Below are 17,318 nucleotides of genomic sequence, written 5' to 3' on the forward strand. Positions count from 1 at the left end.
AACCTGCCAGCGTATTTATTGTAAAGCTACTGGGTAAAAAATGTGTTGGGAATGGACTGAATCTTAGAGAACACATCAAACGCTTATGTCAGCAAAATATCGTTATCAACTTCCTGAACGTCGCGGTGATATCCGCCAATTAGGTCACTTAACGGGTGCCGCTTGTGCTGTTGAATGCGCCGAAATCATTGAACGTCACTCAGGGCCAATAGTGCTGGTGACAAAAGATATGCAGAATGCCCTGCGATTACGCGATGAAATTCAACAATTCACCCACGCTCCAATAAATATGATGTCAGACTGGGAGACATTGCCTTACGATAGTTTTTCGCCGCATCAAGAAATTACTTCCAACCGTTTATCCACTCTCTATCGCTTACCATCAATGGTAAAAGGCGCGTTAATCCTGCCCGTCAATACGTTGATGCAGCGTGTCTGTCCGCATGAGTATCTTAAAAGCCATGCTCTGATCATGCACAAAGGACAGCTTCTTTCCCGCGATAAACTGCGGACAGAACTGGAGCAGGCTGGTTACCGTAGCGTTGAACAGGTACTTGAACATGGCGAATTTGCAACACGGGGAGCCTTGTTTGATTTATTTCCAATGGGTAGCGAACATCCTTATCGCATTGATTTTTTTGACGACGAGATAGATAGTCTGCGTACCTTTGATGTAGATACACAACGAACATTGGCAGAAGTGGAAAAAATCAGCTTATTGCCAGCCCATGAATTTCCAACCGACCAAAATGCCATTGAGCTATTTCGCAGCCAATGGCGCGAGCAGTTTGAAGTGCGTCGCGATGCTGAGCATATTTATCAACAAGTCAGTAAAAAAATACTTCCGGCGGGAATCGAATATTGGCAACCGTTATTCTTTGACCAACCCTTGCCTTCGATCTTTAATTATATCCCTGAAAATACCCTGTTTATTACGCAGGATTTAGTCAGCGCCGCAGAACGCTTCTGGCAGGATACGGAACAACGCTTTGACAATCGCAAAATTGATCCTATGCGCCCATTGTTGGCTCCCGAGAAAATCTGGTTACCTGTCAATAAGTTATTTTCAGAGTTGAAAAACTGGCCTCGTATTCTAGTCAGCAGCGAAACATTTCCCCAAAAAGCAGGAACGACCAATCTTGCTTATCAGGTTCTGCCTGATTTATCTATTTCGGCGCAGCAAAAAGCGCCATTGGATAAACTACGCCATTTCATGGAGCAATTTAGCGGCAAAATTGTGTTCTCGGTGGAAAGTGAAGGACGCCGTGAATCCGTGCAAGAGTTACTGTCACGCATTAAAATCAGTCCGGTAAAGATAAGTCAGTTGATAAATGCCGATAAACCTGGCTATTTCTTAATGATTGGAGCCGCAGAACACGGTTTCGTTGATGAAGACAACAAACTCGCCCTTATCTGTGAAAGTGACATGCTTGGCGAACGTATCATTCATCGCCGTCAGGATAATCGACGTACTATCAATACCGATACGCTCATTCGTAATCTTGCTGAACTACGGCACGGTCAACCTGTTGTTCATCTTGATCATGGTGTTGGTCGCTATCAAGGATTAACAACGCTGGAAGCAGGTGGTATTAAAGCGGAATATCTTATCCTGACTTATGCCGGAGAAGATAAACTTTATGTACCCGTCTCCTCCCTTCATCTCATCAGTCGTTACGCTGGTGGGACGGAAGAAAGTGCGCCACTGCATAAACTGGGTGGAGAAGCATGGGGTAAAGCTCGCCAAAAAGCGGCTGAGAAAGTGTGGGATGTTGCGGCGGAATTACTGGATGTTTACGCACAGCGTGCTGTCAGGTCGGGTTTTGCTTTCACGAACGATCGTGAACAATATCAACAGTTCTGTCAAAGTTTCCCATTCGAGACGACCCCCGATCAAGAACAAACCATCGAAGCTGTACTTGATGATATGTGCCAACCTATTGCTATGGATAGACTGGTATGTGGAGATGTCGGGTTTGGCAAAACAGAAGTCGCAATGCGTGCTGCATTTTTATCTATTACCAATAACAAACAAGTTGCAGTGCTTGTGCCGACAACGCTATTGGCGCAACAGCATTACGATAATTTCCGGGATCGCTTTGCCAATTGGTCGGTACATATTGAAGTGATGTCGCGTTTCCGCAGTGCAAAAGAACAGCAACAGGTCATTGACATGGCTGCTGAAGGAAAAGTAGATATCGTTATCGGCACCCATAAACTTCTGCAAAGCGACCTGCATTGGAAAGATCTTGGTTTGTTAATCATTGATGAGGAACATCGCTTCGGGGTTCGCCATAAAGAACGTATTAAAGCCATCCGTGCAGATGTTGATGTCCTGACCCTGACCGCAACCCCAATCCCTCGTACTCTCAATATGGCAATGAGTGGTATGCGTGATTTGTCGATTATTGCCACTCCCCCGGCACGTCGGCTGGCAGTAAAAACTTTTGTGCGTGAATATGACAGCCTCGTCGTACGTGAATCTATCCTGCGGGAAATCTTGCGTGGTGGGCAGGTTTATTATCTGTATAACGATGTCGAAAATATTGAGAAAGCCAAAGCACGGCTGGAAGAATTAGTTCCCGAAGCCAGAATCGTTGTAGGTCATGGACAGATGCGTGAACGTAACCTGGAACGCGTTATGACGGATTTCCATCACCAACGTTTTAATGTGCTGGTGTGTACTACCATTATTGAAACAGGGATCGATATTCCCAACGCCAACACGATTATTATTGAACGAGCTGACCATTTAGGACTGGCTCAGTTGCATCAGCTACGAGGGCGGGTCGGGCGTTCACACCATCAAGCCTATGCTTATTTGCTGACCCCTCCTCCAAAAGCGATGACCAAAGATGCCCAAAAACGGCTGGAAGCCATTGCATCCCTTGAAGACTTAGGTGCCGGTTTTGCACTGGCTACTCACGATCTGGAAATCAGGGGAGCAGGTGAATTATTGGGTGAAGACCAAAGTGGACAAATGGCCAGTATCGGCTTCACCCTCTACATGGAATTACTGGAAAGTGCTGTAGACGCCCTTAAGCATGGCCGTGAGCCTTCACTTGAAGATTTAAACAATAATCAGACTGATATAGAGCTGCGTATGCCGGTTCTGCTACCTGATGACTATATCCCCGATGTGAACATGCGACTGTCTTTCTATAAGCGTATTGCCAGTGCGCGGGATAATAATCAACTGGATGAACTAAAGATAGAACTTATTGACCGATTTGGTCTACTACCCGATCCCGGGCGCCACTTGTTACAATCGGCTTCCATTCGCCTGTTAGCTCAGAAATTGGGTATCAAGCGTATTGAAGCGCATGAAAAAGGTGGTTTCATCGAATTTGGTAATAACAATAAAATCGATACTCATTACCTGATTGGATTATTACAGACACAGCCCGATGTTTACCGACTGGACGGCCCTTCTAAACTGAAATTCATTACTGAATTAACTGAACGGGCGGCTCGATTATCTTTTATCCAGCAATTATTGGATATTTTTGAATAAAATCAAATATATAGTCAATGGAATTGAAGCTATGATTAAAGAAATGAAAGTTTAATTTACCCCTATGATAATGCAGTTCGTGACTTTCGTCTTATGCGAACTGCATGCAAAAAACCAAGGTAATCAGTACCCAAATTTTTACCTTTGAACAACGAAACATTACTGGCCTAAGAGTGGTTCGATGATTAATTGACCTTTTTCATTTAAAGGAATCGTTTTCTCCGGATCATATGGCATTCTAATTTTTCCCGGTAACCCGGGCTTTTCACCAATCAAATACCTTACATCATATCCAACAATACGCACCTGATTAAAAACAATTGGTATGCAATTTTTTAATGTTGAATGGTTCAAAGCAGGGTATTCCTTCTTTACTTTAAGGTGATCAAGAAGAGTTAATACACTATATTCATACTCAAGCAAATGATTAGCTGCAATGTTTTTAACCATAATAGGAATAGGGAATACCGTAATATGGCAATAGGATTGATGAACAGAAATCTTTGATCTGATAGGGTTTGAAGATAATACTTGTGCGACGTTAGGATATGGAGATTTCAGAAAAAACGTTGCTGCACCAATGGTGACAATAATAGTAATTATAAAACCAATTACATACTGTCTTATCTTTAGTTTAATCACATAGCACCTTGATATATTAATAACTTTCTACACATTTTAATTAGCAAATATGTCCCCTATATTAGAAGGGGACTAAAAATGCGCTCAACTCATTATTTAAGAAAATTCCTATTCCATTATCCTAATATAATAAAACCATTGATTAATCATCCTGGAAGACGTTTAGTGCGTTCAATATCTATTACTTTTATCTGAATACGCGCCTGATTCAAAATGGAAAATAAAAAGCATCGTAAGATAATCTCTAATCCTGACAATTAGATCAAGATTGTAATGCTACAGTAACCTAACTAAAACAAGCTTTATTACAACGATTAATTAAATATATTAATATACCCGTTATCTTTCAAGTTTATCTTTTCCATCATATAACTTGGATACTTGCATTTAATTCAGACAAAGCTTATTAATTATAATTAATAAGCTCGATAAATTTAGATAAGAATAATTATGACCTGCATATACACTTCGTCTTTCAAACTGCCTCTTTGTTGGCTGCGCTCGCTCACCCCGGTCACATAGTTATCTATGCTCCCGGGGATTTGCTCTCTTGCCGTCGCGATGCAACTTGAAATCCATTGGGTATAACAATTAATATAATGAAAGGAATCAATGGCCTATCTGAGTCAGTTCCTATTCAAGATAGGCCATTTTAAAACTAAGTTTCTCAGCTAATTAGTGTAATTTCAAACGTGGACGAATCACACGATTAATTCCACCAACTAACATCATCAAACCTGTCTTAATATATCCATGCAGGGCTACCTGATGCATACGATATAAGGAAATATAAACTATACGTGCAATACGGCCTTCTACCATCATTGAACCACGCATCAAGTTCCCCATCAGGCTACCAACTGTACTGAATTTAGATAATGATACCAATGAACCATGATCTTTATAGACATATTCTTTCAATGGTTTTTCATTCAGCAATGCCAGAATATTGTCATAACAGCGACTTGCCATTTGGTGAGCAGACTGAGCACGAGGAGGAACAAAACCACCCTCTTTTTTCGGGCATGATGCGCAATCACCAATAGCAAATATCTGATCATCTAATGTAGTCTGCAACGTTGGCTTCACAACTAACTGGTTAATACGATTTGTTTCCAGCCCGCCGATGTTTTTCATAAAGTCAGGAGCTTTAATCCCTGCTGCCCAAACCATCAGAGAAGCTTTAATCTGCTCTCCATCTTTGTTATTCAAGCCATGCTCATCGGCGCTGGTTATCATGGTCTTAGTTAATACTTTAACACCAATTTTAGTTAATTCTTGATGAGCCGCGCTGGAAATACGCGTTGGCAATGCAGGCAGGATACGCTCACCCGCTTCAACCAAGGTCACATTCAACGCGTCTGAATTCAAACTTTCAAAGCCATAGCTGTTAAACTGCTTAACTGCGTTATACAGTTCTGCTGAAAGTTCTACACCCGTCGCTCCACCACCAACAATCGCAATATTCACCTTTTCTTCTGCACACTGATTTGCAGAATATTTCAGGAACAAATTCAGCATTTCATTATGGAAACGATGTGCCTGATGTGGATTATCAAGAAAAATGCAGTTTTCCTTCACACCAGGCGTACCAAAATCATTGGATTGACTACCCAATGCCATGACAAGAATATCGTAAGCCAGCTCACGCTCTGGTACTAACAAATCACTGCCTTCATCACGGATCTCAGCCAAAGTAATTTTCTTATCCTCACGATTAATATTCGTGAGTGAACCCAGCTGGAAATTGAAACAATGGTTGCTGGCATGCGCTAAATAACTCAGCGCATCAACACCATCATCAAGAGAACCCGTTGCTACTTCATGTAATAATGGCTTCCATAAATGGCTATTATTGCGATCCACCAAAGTAATTTCGGCTTTTTGCTTACGTCCTAATTTATGCCCCAAACGCGTTGCCAGTTCTAAACCACCAGCGCCCCCACCAATGATGACAATTCTTGTCTTTGGCGTTGTCATGACTACCCCACTGAAAATACAACTAATGTTATGTAAAGCGCCAGACTGATTTTTTGAGTAAAGACCTTGAATAACGTCCTTAAATAATATCAGGCCAGATAAATTTCATACTGAAAATATATTCAGAGTATCATGGCAGGTCAGTTGGTCATACCAAAAATAACTACAATCAAATTCTTTTGATTATTTAGACATCAATCACAAAATTTGCATGTCTATTTTCAATTCATTCGAGCTTAATCAGGTTTATGAATAATTAATATTTACAATGTTAAGATGATGTGAATATGAGAAGTTTTTGGAGAATTGATGAATCATACAATCAGGATAAATACCATTTTTCACACAAACCATGCAAAGCTTTATTAGCTTGCTGCCAACGTTCGGACTTATGCAATTCTTCCAGACTGAATTGTTTACCCTGATGATATAAGCGAGAAAATTTATCTGAATTGATCATTGGGAGCTTATCCAGCACACTGATAGCCCCTTCTCGATTATTACACACCAAAATCATGTCACAACCAGCATCCAGTGAAGATTTTGCACGTTCGGCATAACTTCCCATCACAGCAGCCCCTTCCATTGATAAATCATCAGAAAAAATGATGCCTTCAAAACCCAATTGTTCACGCAATATAGATTTCAGCCAATATGGTGAGCCACTGGCAGGACGATGATCTATCTGAGGATAAATAACATGGGCAGGCATAATCGCATCCAATAAATTACGCTGGATAAAATCACGGAAAATAACCATATCATGGCAATTGATAGCATCCATTGGGCGGTCATCCCGCGGTGTTTCTTTATGGGAATCGGCCGTCACTGCACCATGACCCGGAAAATGTTTACCTGTTGATCTCATTCCCGCAGAATGCATGCCATTGATAAACTTTTCAGCCATGATCATCGCTGGCTCAGGCTCTTCATGAAATGAGCGTTCACCAATAGCCGTACATTTATGTCCCAAATCCAGCACTGGTGCAAAACTGATATCAATGTCCATTGCAATCATTTCTGATGCCATCAACCAACCCGATTCTTCTGCCAGATGTGCTCCCAAAAGCCGGTCATTCACGCAAGCAAAAGATTGTGCGGCAGGTAAACGAGTAAAACCTTCGTGAAAGCGCTGAACACGTCCTCCTTCCTGATCAACAGCAATAACGAGACGATGGCGGGACGCTTCACGAATTTGGCGAACTAACTCACGTAATTGTTTTGTATTGTTGAAATTTCGGGTAAACAGAATTAAACCGCCCACTAATGGATGTTGCAGAATCTCTCGTTCTTCACTATCCAATTCATAGCCAACAACATCTAACATTACTGGACCCATAGCATTCCTCATTTCTTTTTATTGGTTGTCATCTATACACTTCGTCTTTCAAACTGCCTCTTTGTTGGCTGCGCTCGCTCACCCCGGTCACATAGTTATCTATGCTCCCGGGGATTTGCTCTCTTGCCGTCGCGATGCAACTTGAAATCCATTGGGTATATAATTTAATTATCATGAATTGAAATTCGTTATCATCGGCACATTACGCCAGTGCAAAAGCCCGATGCAGAGGATGCGCCAGTGATAAAAATTGTTGCTCTTTTGTCTGCTGCCAGCGTACCTCATACCACATTAACATCATATAGCTGACCCACGGCTCCCAGCACTTAATCTGTTGCCGTAACAATGAGATATTTGAGTATCCCGGGGCCTTTATACAATAATAATCCAAAAAAGTTTGCTGCTGTATCTCATTCCATTGATTTCCCTTAAGCAGTGCAGCCAATGAAAAACCAATATCAACATCAGCAGCATATTCCCAATCAATCAATTTTAACCCCTCTTCGGTCATCAGTAGATTATCAGGATGAATATCCATGTGGGCAGGGGCAATTTTCAAAGCTGTCGGCATTCTGGTCGCCATAAAAAATTTGTGTAACCGTAACCAACGGGGAGAAAGGCGTTTCCGATCAATCTGCTGCCACTGAGACGCAATTTGCTGTTTGAGTTTTAGAGGATATCCCAATGGAGAATGTTGGTGAAGAATAGCAAGTGTCTTAGCCAATGAACGCTGTAATGATGGTCGGTTAAATGCATCGGATTCTATGTTTGTACCCGCCAGCCACTCCAACAGTAGCCAATCTTCATTCATCGCGATCACTTTAGGCGCAATATTTATAGAAGATAACCTGCGTAAAATATGATTTTCTCGCTGGCGATCTACTCCCAGTATTTCTTTGTGTGATGTTTGTGCGCGCCCAACCATCTGGCGTACACCGTCCGTAACATAGTAACTTCTCTGTGTCAGCCCTGTTAATGGCCTAATTTCCCAAGACTTCTTTGGAATGTCAGGCCATTGCTGACACAGCATACCCAATAAAAAGTTATCTTTCGTTAATGTTGCCACGACCCGACCAAAGTATCTCACCCGTTTTAACCAGCATCAGCTGCATCTCTAAATCGCGCTGACCATTATTGCTGGAGACCGAGGAATAGAGGACATAGTCAGCATTCAAATAACGTGCCAATCCAATAGATTTACTACGCAATCCTAAACTATCTTCTGATGATAATCCCAGAGCTTGCTGAGCAATATGGACTTGGGATTTAGGTACAACCTGAAAAACTTGCTTATTACTGACTGCATCAATAATCGCATCTGTTGCTTTCAAGGTTCGCAATGAACCGTTAGTGTTATTTTTTACAGAATCAACAAGTAATACTTTTCCCGCTTCCACTCCATAAACCTTAACCATTTCTTCAACCAATGGCTGAACGATGCTATTCCAACTAATAGATTGTATTCTGGGAGGCTGAGGAACTTTTTCCGATGGTTCTATCGGCGTTTCCTCTTTTTTCTTTGGTTCTACTGGTGTAACAGGAGCAGGCTGTTGCGTTGCTTCTGGTAATACACAACTTGCCAGCAGCATCGCTGATAATATAACAAAGAGAATTCTTTTCATTAATCTACTCCAGTTACATCGTTACCTTTTATCAATTTTTACTTTGCCAGCAAGGGGCCCAATGGACGTCCACCCACCAAATGCATATGGATATGGAACACGACTTGCCCTGAATTACGATTACAGTTCACAATTAAACGGTAGCCATCTTCTGCAATACCTTCCTCTTTTGCAATTTTCGCTGCAACGGTGAACAAACGACCCAATGCAAGCTCATGCTCAGTAGTGACATCGTTAACAGTTGGAATCAGTACATTAGGTATAATCAAAATATGGGTCGGTGCTTGAGGAGAAATATCACGGAATGCCGTTACCAAATCATCCTGATAAATAATATCAGTAGGGATTTCCCGACGAACGATTTTGCTAAAAACAGTTTCTTCTGCCATCTCAATTTTCCTTTTAATGTTATTCAATATTGATATGAAATAGTTCACAAAAGTTTTTTGTGGTCACTGCTGCTAATTCTTCAATACTCACACCTTTCAAAACTGCCATATATTCAGCAACATCACGAACATAAGCAGGCTGATTCTGCTTGCCACGATGAGGAACAGGTGCCAAGTATGGTGAATCAGTTTCTACCAAAATTCGATCGAGTGGTACAAACCTGGCCGCTTCACGAATTTGCTCCGCATTGCGGAAGGTGACGATACCAGAAAAAGAAATATAAAAACCCAAATCTAACAAAGCTCTTGCTGTTTCTTTATCTTCTGTGAAACAGTGCAAAACTCCACCACACTCTTGCACTTTTTCTTCCCGCAAAACCGTCAGCGTGTCATCCCTTGCATCGCGGGTATGTACGATCACTGGTTTATTTAATTCACAACCAATTCGGATATGTTCACGAAATGAAGTTCGCTGGAGTTCAGCATTTTCTTTCTGATAATAATAATCCAGTCCTGTTTCACCCATTGCGACTACATCCCCATCGGCAGCCAACCGGGCTAATTCTTCAAAATCGTAACCTTCATCAAGATTCAACGGATGAATCCCACAAGAATATGCTACATTTTCCCGTTTACCAATCAGGTTTTTCATTTGTTGGAAGCCAGGCAATGTTGTCGCTACAGCCAACATATACTTCACATCTCGTTCTGCCGCTTTTGCTACAACATCATCTACACTTTTGTGCAGTGCTTCATAATCCAGGCAATCAAGATGACAATGCGAATCAACTAAAAACATAATATTCTCATATCTGAATAAGTTACTGTGTGGAACAAAGTTGCTTTTCCCAATTGAGTAATTGCGCTGTCAGCAACAATTCTCGATTGATAGCTACTACAGATAATAATTGATGACGGCAGTGCACCCAATCATTAACTGTACTTAATAAGTTTTCCACATTTTGTGCGGAGGCAAGGCGATGAATCAAAGCCTTCTGATCTTGGTTAACACAGTAATTTTGGGCCTGTTGCTGCCATTTCACCGCATCAGATAATAAACTTATCAACCAATGCAAAGACTGTTGTACATCATCACGGTTTAACAATGGTAAAAGCGACAGGGTATCACATTTATCCAATACCTGTGCGATAGACTGGCAAAGCAGGTTTCTTTGCTGCCATTTCTCAGTCTGAAGCAACCGCTCCGCTGCCAATGGCGCTCCCTGAGAAAGTTTTAATGCAGTCTGTGCATCTAATGATGATATGGCCGGAAGCTGGCTTTGCAACCAATACAGCCCGATGGAATTTTCAGGGACAGGGAGAAAATAGTAGAAACAACGGCTACGTAATGTTGCCAGCAAATTTGCAGTTTGTTGACATTGCAACAAAAAATAAGTGTTTTTAGGCGGTTCTTCTAATGTTTTCAACAAGGCATTGGAAGCGGCATCCGTCAGCAACTCAGTTGATGGCAACCAGACAATTTTAGCCCCGCCTTGCTGAGAGTATTCATAGAGTTTTTCGCTGAGTTGGCGAACAGTATCCACGCCAATGGTATTTTTTCCTTTTTCAGGGGCAAGGACATGCCAATCAGAGTGGGTTTCTGCCAGCATCAAGTGACAACCATGACATTTGCCACAGCTTTTCATCCCCTGTTTATCCTGACACATCAGCCAGCGACTCAATCCGTATAGTAAGGCTCCGGCACCAGTCCCTTCATGGGCATGAAGTAAAACAGCGTGATGCCCGCGCCCTTGTTGATGGGTTTCAACTAACTGGCGATACGCATGATTGAGCCACGGATACCAATTCATACTTGTGCTTCCTATTGTTCTTGCAGCCACTGTAGCAAAGTATGACGAATAGCCGCCTGAACTTTTTCTAGTGATTGTGTCGCGTCAATCTTTCTGATGTTGTCATTTTCCGCCACCAATTCAAGATATCTTGCGCGAGTACGATGAAAGAAATCCAAAGATTCTTTTTCAATGCGATCCAATTCACCACGCTCATGAACACGTCCTAAGCCCACATCGGGAGGTAAATCAAGATAGATGGTCAAATCTGGGCAGAACTCACCCAATGCTGCATTACGTAGTGATTCCATCAGATTTTGGTCAATGCCACGCCCCCCGCCCTGATAGGCCTGAGAAGAGAGGTCATGGCGATCTCCGACCACCCATGTCCCTTTTGATAAGGCAGGTTTTATAACATTTTCCACCAATTGAACTCTGGCAGCATATATCATCAATACTTCTGCTTTATCTGTCAGTACTTCTCCTTTAACACCCTGTTTAATCAGCTCGCGTAACTTTTCTGCCAATGGTGTTCCACCCGGTTCTCGGGTAAAAATCAGATCAGAAATACCATACTGTTTCAATGTTTCAGACACTGTTTGGATTACTGTCGTTTTTCCTGCGCCCTCAAGACCTTCAATAACAATAAATTTGCTGTTCATTTATACTGCTTCAACCTCTGACGATAAAGACTTACTGCTTTATTATGTGCGACTAAATTAGTGGTGAATGTATGACCGCCATCGCCATTCGCTACAAAATATAAGTATTCTGTGTTAGCTGGATATGCTGCTGCCTTAATCGAAGCCTGACCTGGCATGGCAATGGGAGTTGGCGGTAACCCATCAATCATATAAGTATTATAGGGTGTAAAGGTGGTGAGATTACTGCGAAAAATCGTCCCCGTGTATTTATCTCCCAATCCGTAAATGATCGTCGGATCTGTTTGCAACCGCATCTTTAACCGCAGACGATTTACGAATACAGAGGCAATTTTGGTACGTTCAGATTCAATCGCGGTCTCTTTCTCAATGATAGACGCCATGATCAACATCTCATACACATCCTTATACGGAAGGTTTTTTTCGCGCGTTTTCCACTCCTGCTCAAGAACCATTTTCATTTTATTATGAGCACGCTTGAGTAATTCCACATCACTCGTGCCAGCAGTATAGAGATAGGTATCAGGATAAAACCACCCCTCCAAGGACTCTCCCGTTTTCATATCCAAGATTTCAGTCAGCTCTTGCGGTGTTTTATTCTCCGATTCGTGCTTTAAGTATGGCGCATTCTGTAATGTTTTTGACCAATCAGAGAGGCGGCTTCCTTCCACAAAGCGGATGGCAAATTGAGTTTCTTTACCACTGGCGAACAATTGCAAAACAGCTTTCAAAGACATTCCTGTTTGCAAGCGATAAGTTCCGGACTTAAACTTGGCAAGTTCGGGTTTTAATCGAAATAACCACTGCAATAGTTGATTATCTTCAATTAATTTATGCCGAATCAATAAAGTTTCCAATCCAACACGCCCAGTCCCTGCCGGTACAGTAAATATGAGTTCTTGATTGAGATTAATATCCTGATCAGCAAAGTTTTCTATTTTCTTCGCAAAGAAAAAAAAGATGATCGCTGCAATCACAATAATCAATCCGGGCAGAATAAGAATGCACTTTTTTAGTTTCATTCTGTAATCACTTTTATTTTTGCTTCAATGATGAACACTAAACAGTTAATACCTTAAATAATAAAGCATTAAAGCATTAAGCATTCGGGTAATAAATACTCATGCAATTCTCTTGATTGATACTTCCACGATGGCTGGTTTTTGTGTGCTTGTATTTGCATTACCGGAATAACTGGCATCAGGGAATTGCAGATAATCACTTCATCAGCATAGGCTAATACCTCAGGATAGCGGATAACACATGATAGGTTATAATCACTTTCCGTCAACAATTCGATTATTTTTTGCCTCATTATCCCTTCCACACCACACTGGTTAAGATCAGGTGTATAAACATTTTTTCCTTTTCGCCAAAATATATTGGCGGCACAACATTCGACCAACAAACCATCACTATCAAGCACCAATGCCTCATCCGATGTGGATTTATCAATAAATTGCTTAATCAAAACTTGTTCCAAGCGGTTCAAGTGTTTGATACCGGCCAAGTAAGGATTAATTCCCATAGAAATAGGACTAAGGGTCAATGAGACTCCTTTCTGGCGCTGAGTGATATAGTGTTCAGGATATGGATTCAAAGAGAGGATCTTAGTGGGTTCAATAGCGTCATCAAAGCTATAACCTCGGCCTCCCATCCCTCTGGAGAGAATAACTTTCAAAACACCTGATTTGCATCCTTGCACTGCTTGCTTAATATGGTTCTCAAGTTGCGCCCAATCCAGTGCGGGCATAAACAGTTTTTCAACACCTTTTTGCAACCGTTTTATGTGTAAAGGCAATAAGGCTGCTTGCCCTTGTTCGATTCTGATTGTGGTAAAACAACCATCTCCAAATTGCACGGCACGATCGCCCACAGGTAAGTGGTTACACTGCTTACCATTAATCCAATACGTCATTTTAATTTCTTCGCTTCGATAAAAAGCCCCAACAAATGTTGAGGCTCTTTATAAACACAGAGCGTTTTAGATCTTACGGAAAATCAATGACCCGTTTGTGCCACCAAAACCGAAAGAGTTACACAATGCGTACTCCATTCCTTCAACTTTACGTGCTTCACCTGGAACAAAATCTAAGTGACAGTTTTCATCCTGGTTTTCCAGGTTAATAGTTGGAGGAACCAGCTGATCACGCAGAGAAAGGATAGTGAAAATAGATTCAACTGCCCCTGCTGCACCCAACAAGTGGCCTGTCATTGATTTAGTAGAACTCACTAATACCTTAGTGCCTTTACCAAAAACAGACTCAACTGCACGAGCTTCTGCAAGATCACCCACTGATGTTGAGGTGCCATGAGCATTAATGTAACCCACTTGCTCTGGTGAAATACCTGCATCTTTCAGGGCATTTTCCATTGCCAAAATAGCACCCGTTCCATCTTCAGGAGGAGATGTCATGTGATAAGCATCACTGCTCATGCCAAAACCAACAATTTCAGCATAGATTTTTGCACCACGCTTTTTGGCATGTTCATATTCTTCAAGAACGACAACACCCGCCCCATCACCCAGAACAAAACCATCACGATCTTTATCCCAAGGGCGGCTTGCCTTTTTAGGATCATCGTTACGGGTTGACAATGCACGTGCAGCACCAAATCCGGCAACACCAAATTTTGTGCTAGCTTTCTCTGCACCACCGGCCAGCATAATATCAGCATCATTATAAGCAATAATGCGCGCTGCATGACCTATATTATGTACGCCAGAAGTACAAGCAGTTGCAATCGAAATACTGGGCCCACGAAGACCATACAGGATACTTAAATGGCCTGCCGCCATATTGATGATGGTTGAAGGTACAAAGAACGGGCTAACCTTGCGAGGCCCTGCCGAAAGCAATGTACTGTGGTTTTCTTCAATCAGACCCAAACCACCAATACCAGAACCAATAGCAGCACCAAAGCGGCTAGCATTGGCTTCTGTTACCTCGATTCCTGCATCTTTAACGGCTTGTATGCCTGCCGCAATTCCATACTGAATAAAGAGATCCATTTTCCGTGCTTCTTTGCGCGAAATATTGACATCTTCATGATTAAAATTTTTCACCACACCAGCAAACTTAGTTGCATGGTTAGAGGTGTCAAAATGTTCGATAAGGCCGATACCACTCTGTCCGGCACAAACAGCATTCCAAGATGATTCTACTGTATTGCCGACAGGAGATAACATGCCTAGTCCGGTCACGACTACTCGACGCTTAGACACAGTTATCCTCCAGGGAGGGAAAAAATTTAGGACTAGAAACATAGGCGGTCGAATGACCGCCTAGGTATGTGTGCTTATTTACCTGCGTTTTCAACGTAGTCAATAGCAGCCTGAACTGTAGTGATTTTCTCAGCTTCTTCGTCTGGGATCTCGATATCGAACTCTTCTTCCAGAGCCATTACCAGTTCAACTGTGTCAAGAGAATCAGCGCCCAAGTCATCAACAAATGAAGCTGAATTTACAACTTCTTCCTCTTTAACACCCAGTTGTTCAACGATGATTTTCTTAACGCGTTCGTCGATAGTGCTCATGCTATTAAATTTCCTATCAAAACTCGCTTTTGCGATGGTTTTCGTAGTTTATAAAATACAGGAAAAGATGCAACCAAATCCCGGCTGGTCGAACCACAATCTGCTTCTTTTGCACAAAAAGCACATCAAAAACAGGGGGTTCGCTCATTTTTAGATCATGTACATGCCACCATTGACATGCAATGTTTCACCCGTAATGTAAGCGGCCTCGTCAGAAGCAAGAAACGCTACAGCACTGGCAATTTCTTTTACATCACCAAGACGATTGGCAGGAATTCCAACGGAAATACTTGCACGTTGTTCGTCAGTCAACGCTTTGGTCATATCTGTTTCGATAAAACCAGGTGCAACAACGTTGACGGTGATGCCACGAGAAGCGACTTCACGAGCCAATGATTTACTAAAACCAATAACTCCTGCTTTCGCTGCCGTATAATTCGCCTGCCCTGCATTTCCCATCGTTCCAACAACAGATCCAATGGAAACAATACGTCCATAACGTTTTTTCATCATAGAACGCATAACTGCTTTTGACAGACGAAAAATTGAAGAAAGATTAGTGTCAACAATGTCTTGCCACTCATTATCTTTCATGCGCATCAACAAGTTATCACGAGTGATGCCTGCATTATTAACCAGAATGTCTATTTCACCAAATTCAGCACGAATATTCGATAGTACATTTTCAATGGATTCTGAATCTGTGACATTAAGTACAAAACCTTTGCCTTTATCACCAAGATAGGCACTGATTGCTTCGGCTCCTTTTTCACTGGTTGCAGTACCAACAACACATGCACCACGTTCAGCCAATAATCCTGCAATCGCGCGACCTATGCCACGGCTAGCGCCTGTTACTAGTGCAATTTTTCCATCAAAGCTCATGTTTTCCTCAGTCATTTGTTCAGAGCAACTGTGAGTGATGATACATCATTTACCGCTGTAGCACTTAAAGTATCAACAATTCGCTTAGTTAACCCAGTTAATACCTTACCTGGCCCAATTTCTAACAGCTGTTTTATACCCTGCCCAGCAATAAACTCAACTGATTCTGTCCAGCGCACAGGATTATACAACTGACGAACCAAAGCATTGCGAATAGCATCAGCAGATATTTCTACTTTGACATCGGCATTATTGATGACAGGGAACTGCGGCTGATTAAAGGCAACTTCTTGTAACGCTGTCGCCAGTTGCTCAGCAGCAGATTTCATAAGTGCACAGTGCGATGGTACACTGACAGCCAAAGGTAACGCACGCTTTGCTCCAGCAGCCTTACATGCTGCCCCTGCACGTTCTACAGCATCTTTTTCACCTGCGATGACAACTTGTCCAGGTGAGTTAAAATTAACTGGTGAAACGACCTGACCCTGCGCGGATTCTTCACATGCCTTTACAATGGATTCATTATCTAAGCCAATAATGGCATACATCGCCCCCCGCCCCTCTGGTATAGCATACTGCATCAACTTACCACGCAACTCAACAAGCTTGATGGCCTCTTGGTATTCAATCACTCCAGCACAAACCAGTGCCGAGTATTCACCAAGACTATGACCTGCCATCATGGAAGGTGCTTTACCACCTTTTTCTTGCCATACACGCCAAATAGCGACTGAAGCTGCTAGTAAAGCAGGTTGGGTTTTCCACGTTTTGTTCAGTTCTTCTAGAGGCCCCTGCTGAACTAATGTCCATAAATCATATCCCAAAACCGTAGAAGCCTCTGCGAAAGTCTGTTCAACCAGAGGAAATTCTGTGGCTAAATCGGCCAACATTCCCAGAGATTGAGAACCCTGACCAGGAAACACCATTGCAAAATCAGACATGTTTATTTTCCTGTTAA

The 17,318-nt window shown here is 42.1% G+C and carries 16 protein-coding genes; 1 reads left to right on the plus strand and 15 read right to left on the minus strand.

Annotation, left to right across the window (positions count from 1 at the left end):
• Nucleotides 1–85 precede the first annotated feature (85 nt).
• A complete protein-coding gene (gene mfd, locus BM329_RS04320) occupies nucleotides 86–3,514 on the plus strand; it encodes a transcription-repair coupling factor (protein WP_092549439.1) in 3,429 nt (1,142 codons plus the stop codon).
• A gap of 159 nt (nucleotides 3,515–3,673) precedes the next feature.
• Here mfd and umoD read toward each other — a convergent pair whose 3' ends face one another.
• The 15 genes from umoD to fabD form a co-directional block, all read right to left on the minus strand.
• Complete coding sequence (umoD, locus tag BM329_RS04325; protein WP_092549442.1) at nucleotides 3,674–4,156, minus strand: UmoD family flagellar biogenesis regulator; 483 nt, start codon at nucleotides 4,154–4,156, stop codon at nucleotides 3,674–3,676.
• Between the two features lie 675 nt (nucleotides 4,157–4,831).
• Nucleotides 4,832–6,136: an NAD(P)/FAD-dependent oxidoreductase gene (locus BM329_RS04330; protein WP_092549444.1), complete on the minus strand. Its 1,305-nt coding sequence runs from the start codon at nucleotides 6,134–6,136 to the stop codon at nucleotides 4,832–4,834.
• A 322-nt stretch (nucleotides 6,137–6,458) separates the two neighbouring features.
• Entirely contained in the window at nucleotides 6,459–7,475 is a 1,017-nt protein-coding gene (nagZ, locus tag BM329_RS04335) for a beta-N-acetylhexosaminidase (protein WP_092549447.1), read from the minus strand.
• Nucleotides 7,476–7,677: 202 nt separating this feature from the next.
• The gene (locus tag BM329_RS04340) at nucleotides 7,678–8,541 is read right to left on the minus strand and encodes a phosphotransferase (RefSeq protein ID WP_245759007.1); all 864 of its coding nucleotides are present in this window, start codon (nucleotides 8,539–8,541) and stop codon (nucleotides 7,678–7,680) included.
• Nucleotides 8,519–9,097 (minus strand): penicillin-binding protein activator LpoB, encoded by a 579-nt coding sequence (gene lpoB / locus BM329_RS04345; RefSeq protein WP_092549450.1) that lies wholly within the window; start codon nucleotides 9,095–9,097, stop codon nucleotides 8,519–8,521. Before lpoB ends, BM329_RS04340 begins: the two co-directional genes overlap by 23 nt.
• 38 nt (nucleotides 9,098–9,135) lie before the next feature.
• Entirely contained in the window at nucleotides 9,136–9,486 is a 351-nt protein-coding gene (hinT, locus tag BM329_RS04350; RefSeq protein WP_092549453.1) for a purine nucleoside phosphoramidase, read from the minus strand.
• 19 nt (nucleotides 9,487–9,505) lie between these two features.
• Nucleotides 9,506–10,285, minus strand: coding sequence for a metal-dependent hydrolase (locus BM329_RS04355; RefSeq protein WP_092549456.1), 780 nt, complete (start codon nucleotides 10,283–10,285; stop codon nucleotides 9,506–9,508).
• A gap of 22 nt (nucleotides 10,286–10,307) precedes the next feature.
• Entirely contained in the window at nucleotides 10,308–11,297 is a 990-nt protein-coding gene (gene holB / locus BM329_RS04360; RefSeq protein WP_092549459.1) for a DNA polymerase III subunit delta', read from the minus strand.
• A gap of 11 nt (nucleotides 11,298–11,308) precedes the next feature.
• The gene (gene tmk / locus BM329_RS04365; RefSeq protein WP_092549462.1) at nucleotides 11,309–11,938 is read right to left on the minus strand and encodes a dTMP kinase; all 630 of its coding nucleotides are present in this window, start codon (nucleotides 11,936–11,938) and stop codon (nucleotides 11,309–11,311) included.
• Nucleotides 11,935–12,960, minus strand: coding sequence for an endolytic transglycosylase MltG (mltG, locus tag BM329_RS04370; RefSeq protein ID WP_092549465.1), 1,026 nt, complete (start codon nucleotides 12,958–12,960; stop codon nucleotides 11,935–11,937). The genes tmk and mltG overlap by 4 nt, the downstream gene beginning before the upstream one ends.
• Nucleotides 12,961–13,028: 68 nt before the next feature.
• The gene (gene pabC, locus BM329_RS04375; protein WP_092549468.1) at nucleotides 13,029–13,856 is read right to left on the minus strand and encodes an aminodeoxychorismate lyase; all 828 of its coding nucleotides are present in this window, start codon (nucleotides 13,854–13,856) and stop codon (nucleotides 13,029–13,031) included.
• A gap of 66 nt (nucleotides 13,857–13,922) precedes the next feature.
• Nucleotides 13,923–15,164: a beta-ketoacyl-ACP synthase II gene (gene fabF, locus BM329_RS04380; RefSeq protein ID WP_092549471.1), complete on the minus strand. Its 1,242-nt coding sequence runs from the start codon at nucleotides 15,162–15,164 to the stop codon at nucleotides 13,923–13,925.
• Between the two features lie 74 nt (nucleotides 15,165–15,238).
• Nucleotides 15,239–15,475, minus strand: a complete 237-nt coding sequence (gene acpP / locus BM329_RS04385; protein ID WP_004247087.1) for an acyl carrier protein — start codon at nucleotides 15,473–15,475, stop codon at nucleotides 15,239–15,241.
• Between the two features lie 150 nt (nucleotides 15,476–15,625).
• On the minus strand, nucleotides 15,626–16,360 hold the full coding sequence (gene fabG, locus BM329_RS04390) for a 3-oxoacyl-ACP reductase FabG (protein ID WP_092549474.1): 735 nt from the start codon (nucleotides 16,358–16,360) through the stop codon (nucleotides 15,626–15,628).
• Between the two features lie 11 nt (nucleotides 16,361–16,371).
• Nucleotides 16,372–17,301: an ACP S-malonyltransferase gene (fabD, locus tag BM329_RS04395; protein ID WP_092549477.1), complete on the minus strand. Its 930-nt coding sequence runs from the start codon at nucleotides 17,299–17,301 to the stop codon at nucleotides 16,372–16,374.
• Nucleotides 17,302–17,318: the final 17 nt, after the last annotated feature.

This window comes from Xenorhabdus koppenhoeferi, assembly GCF_900116635.1.
Lineage (GTDB): Bacteria > Pseudomonadota > Gammaproteobacteria > Enterobacterales > Enterobacteriaceae > Xenorhabdus > Xenorhabdus koppenhoeferi.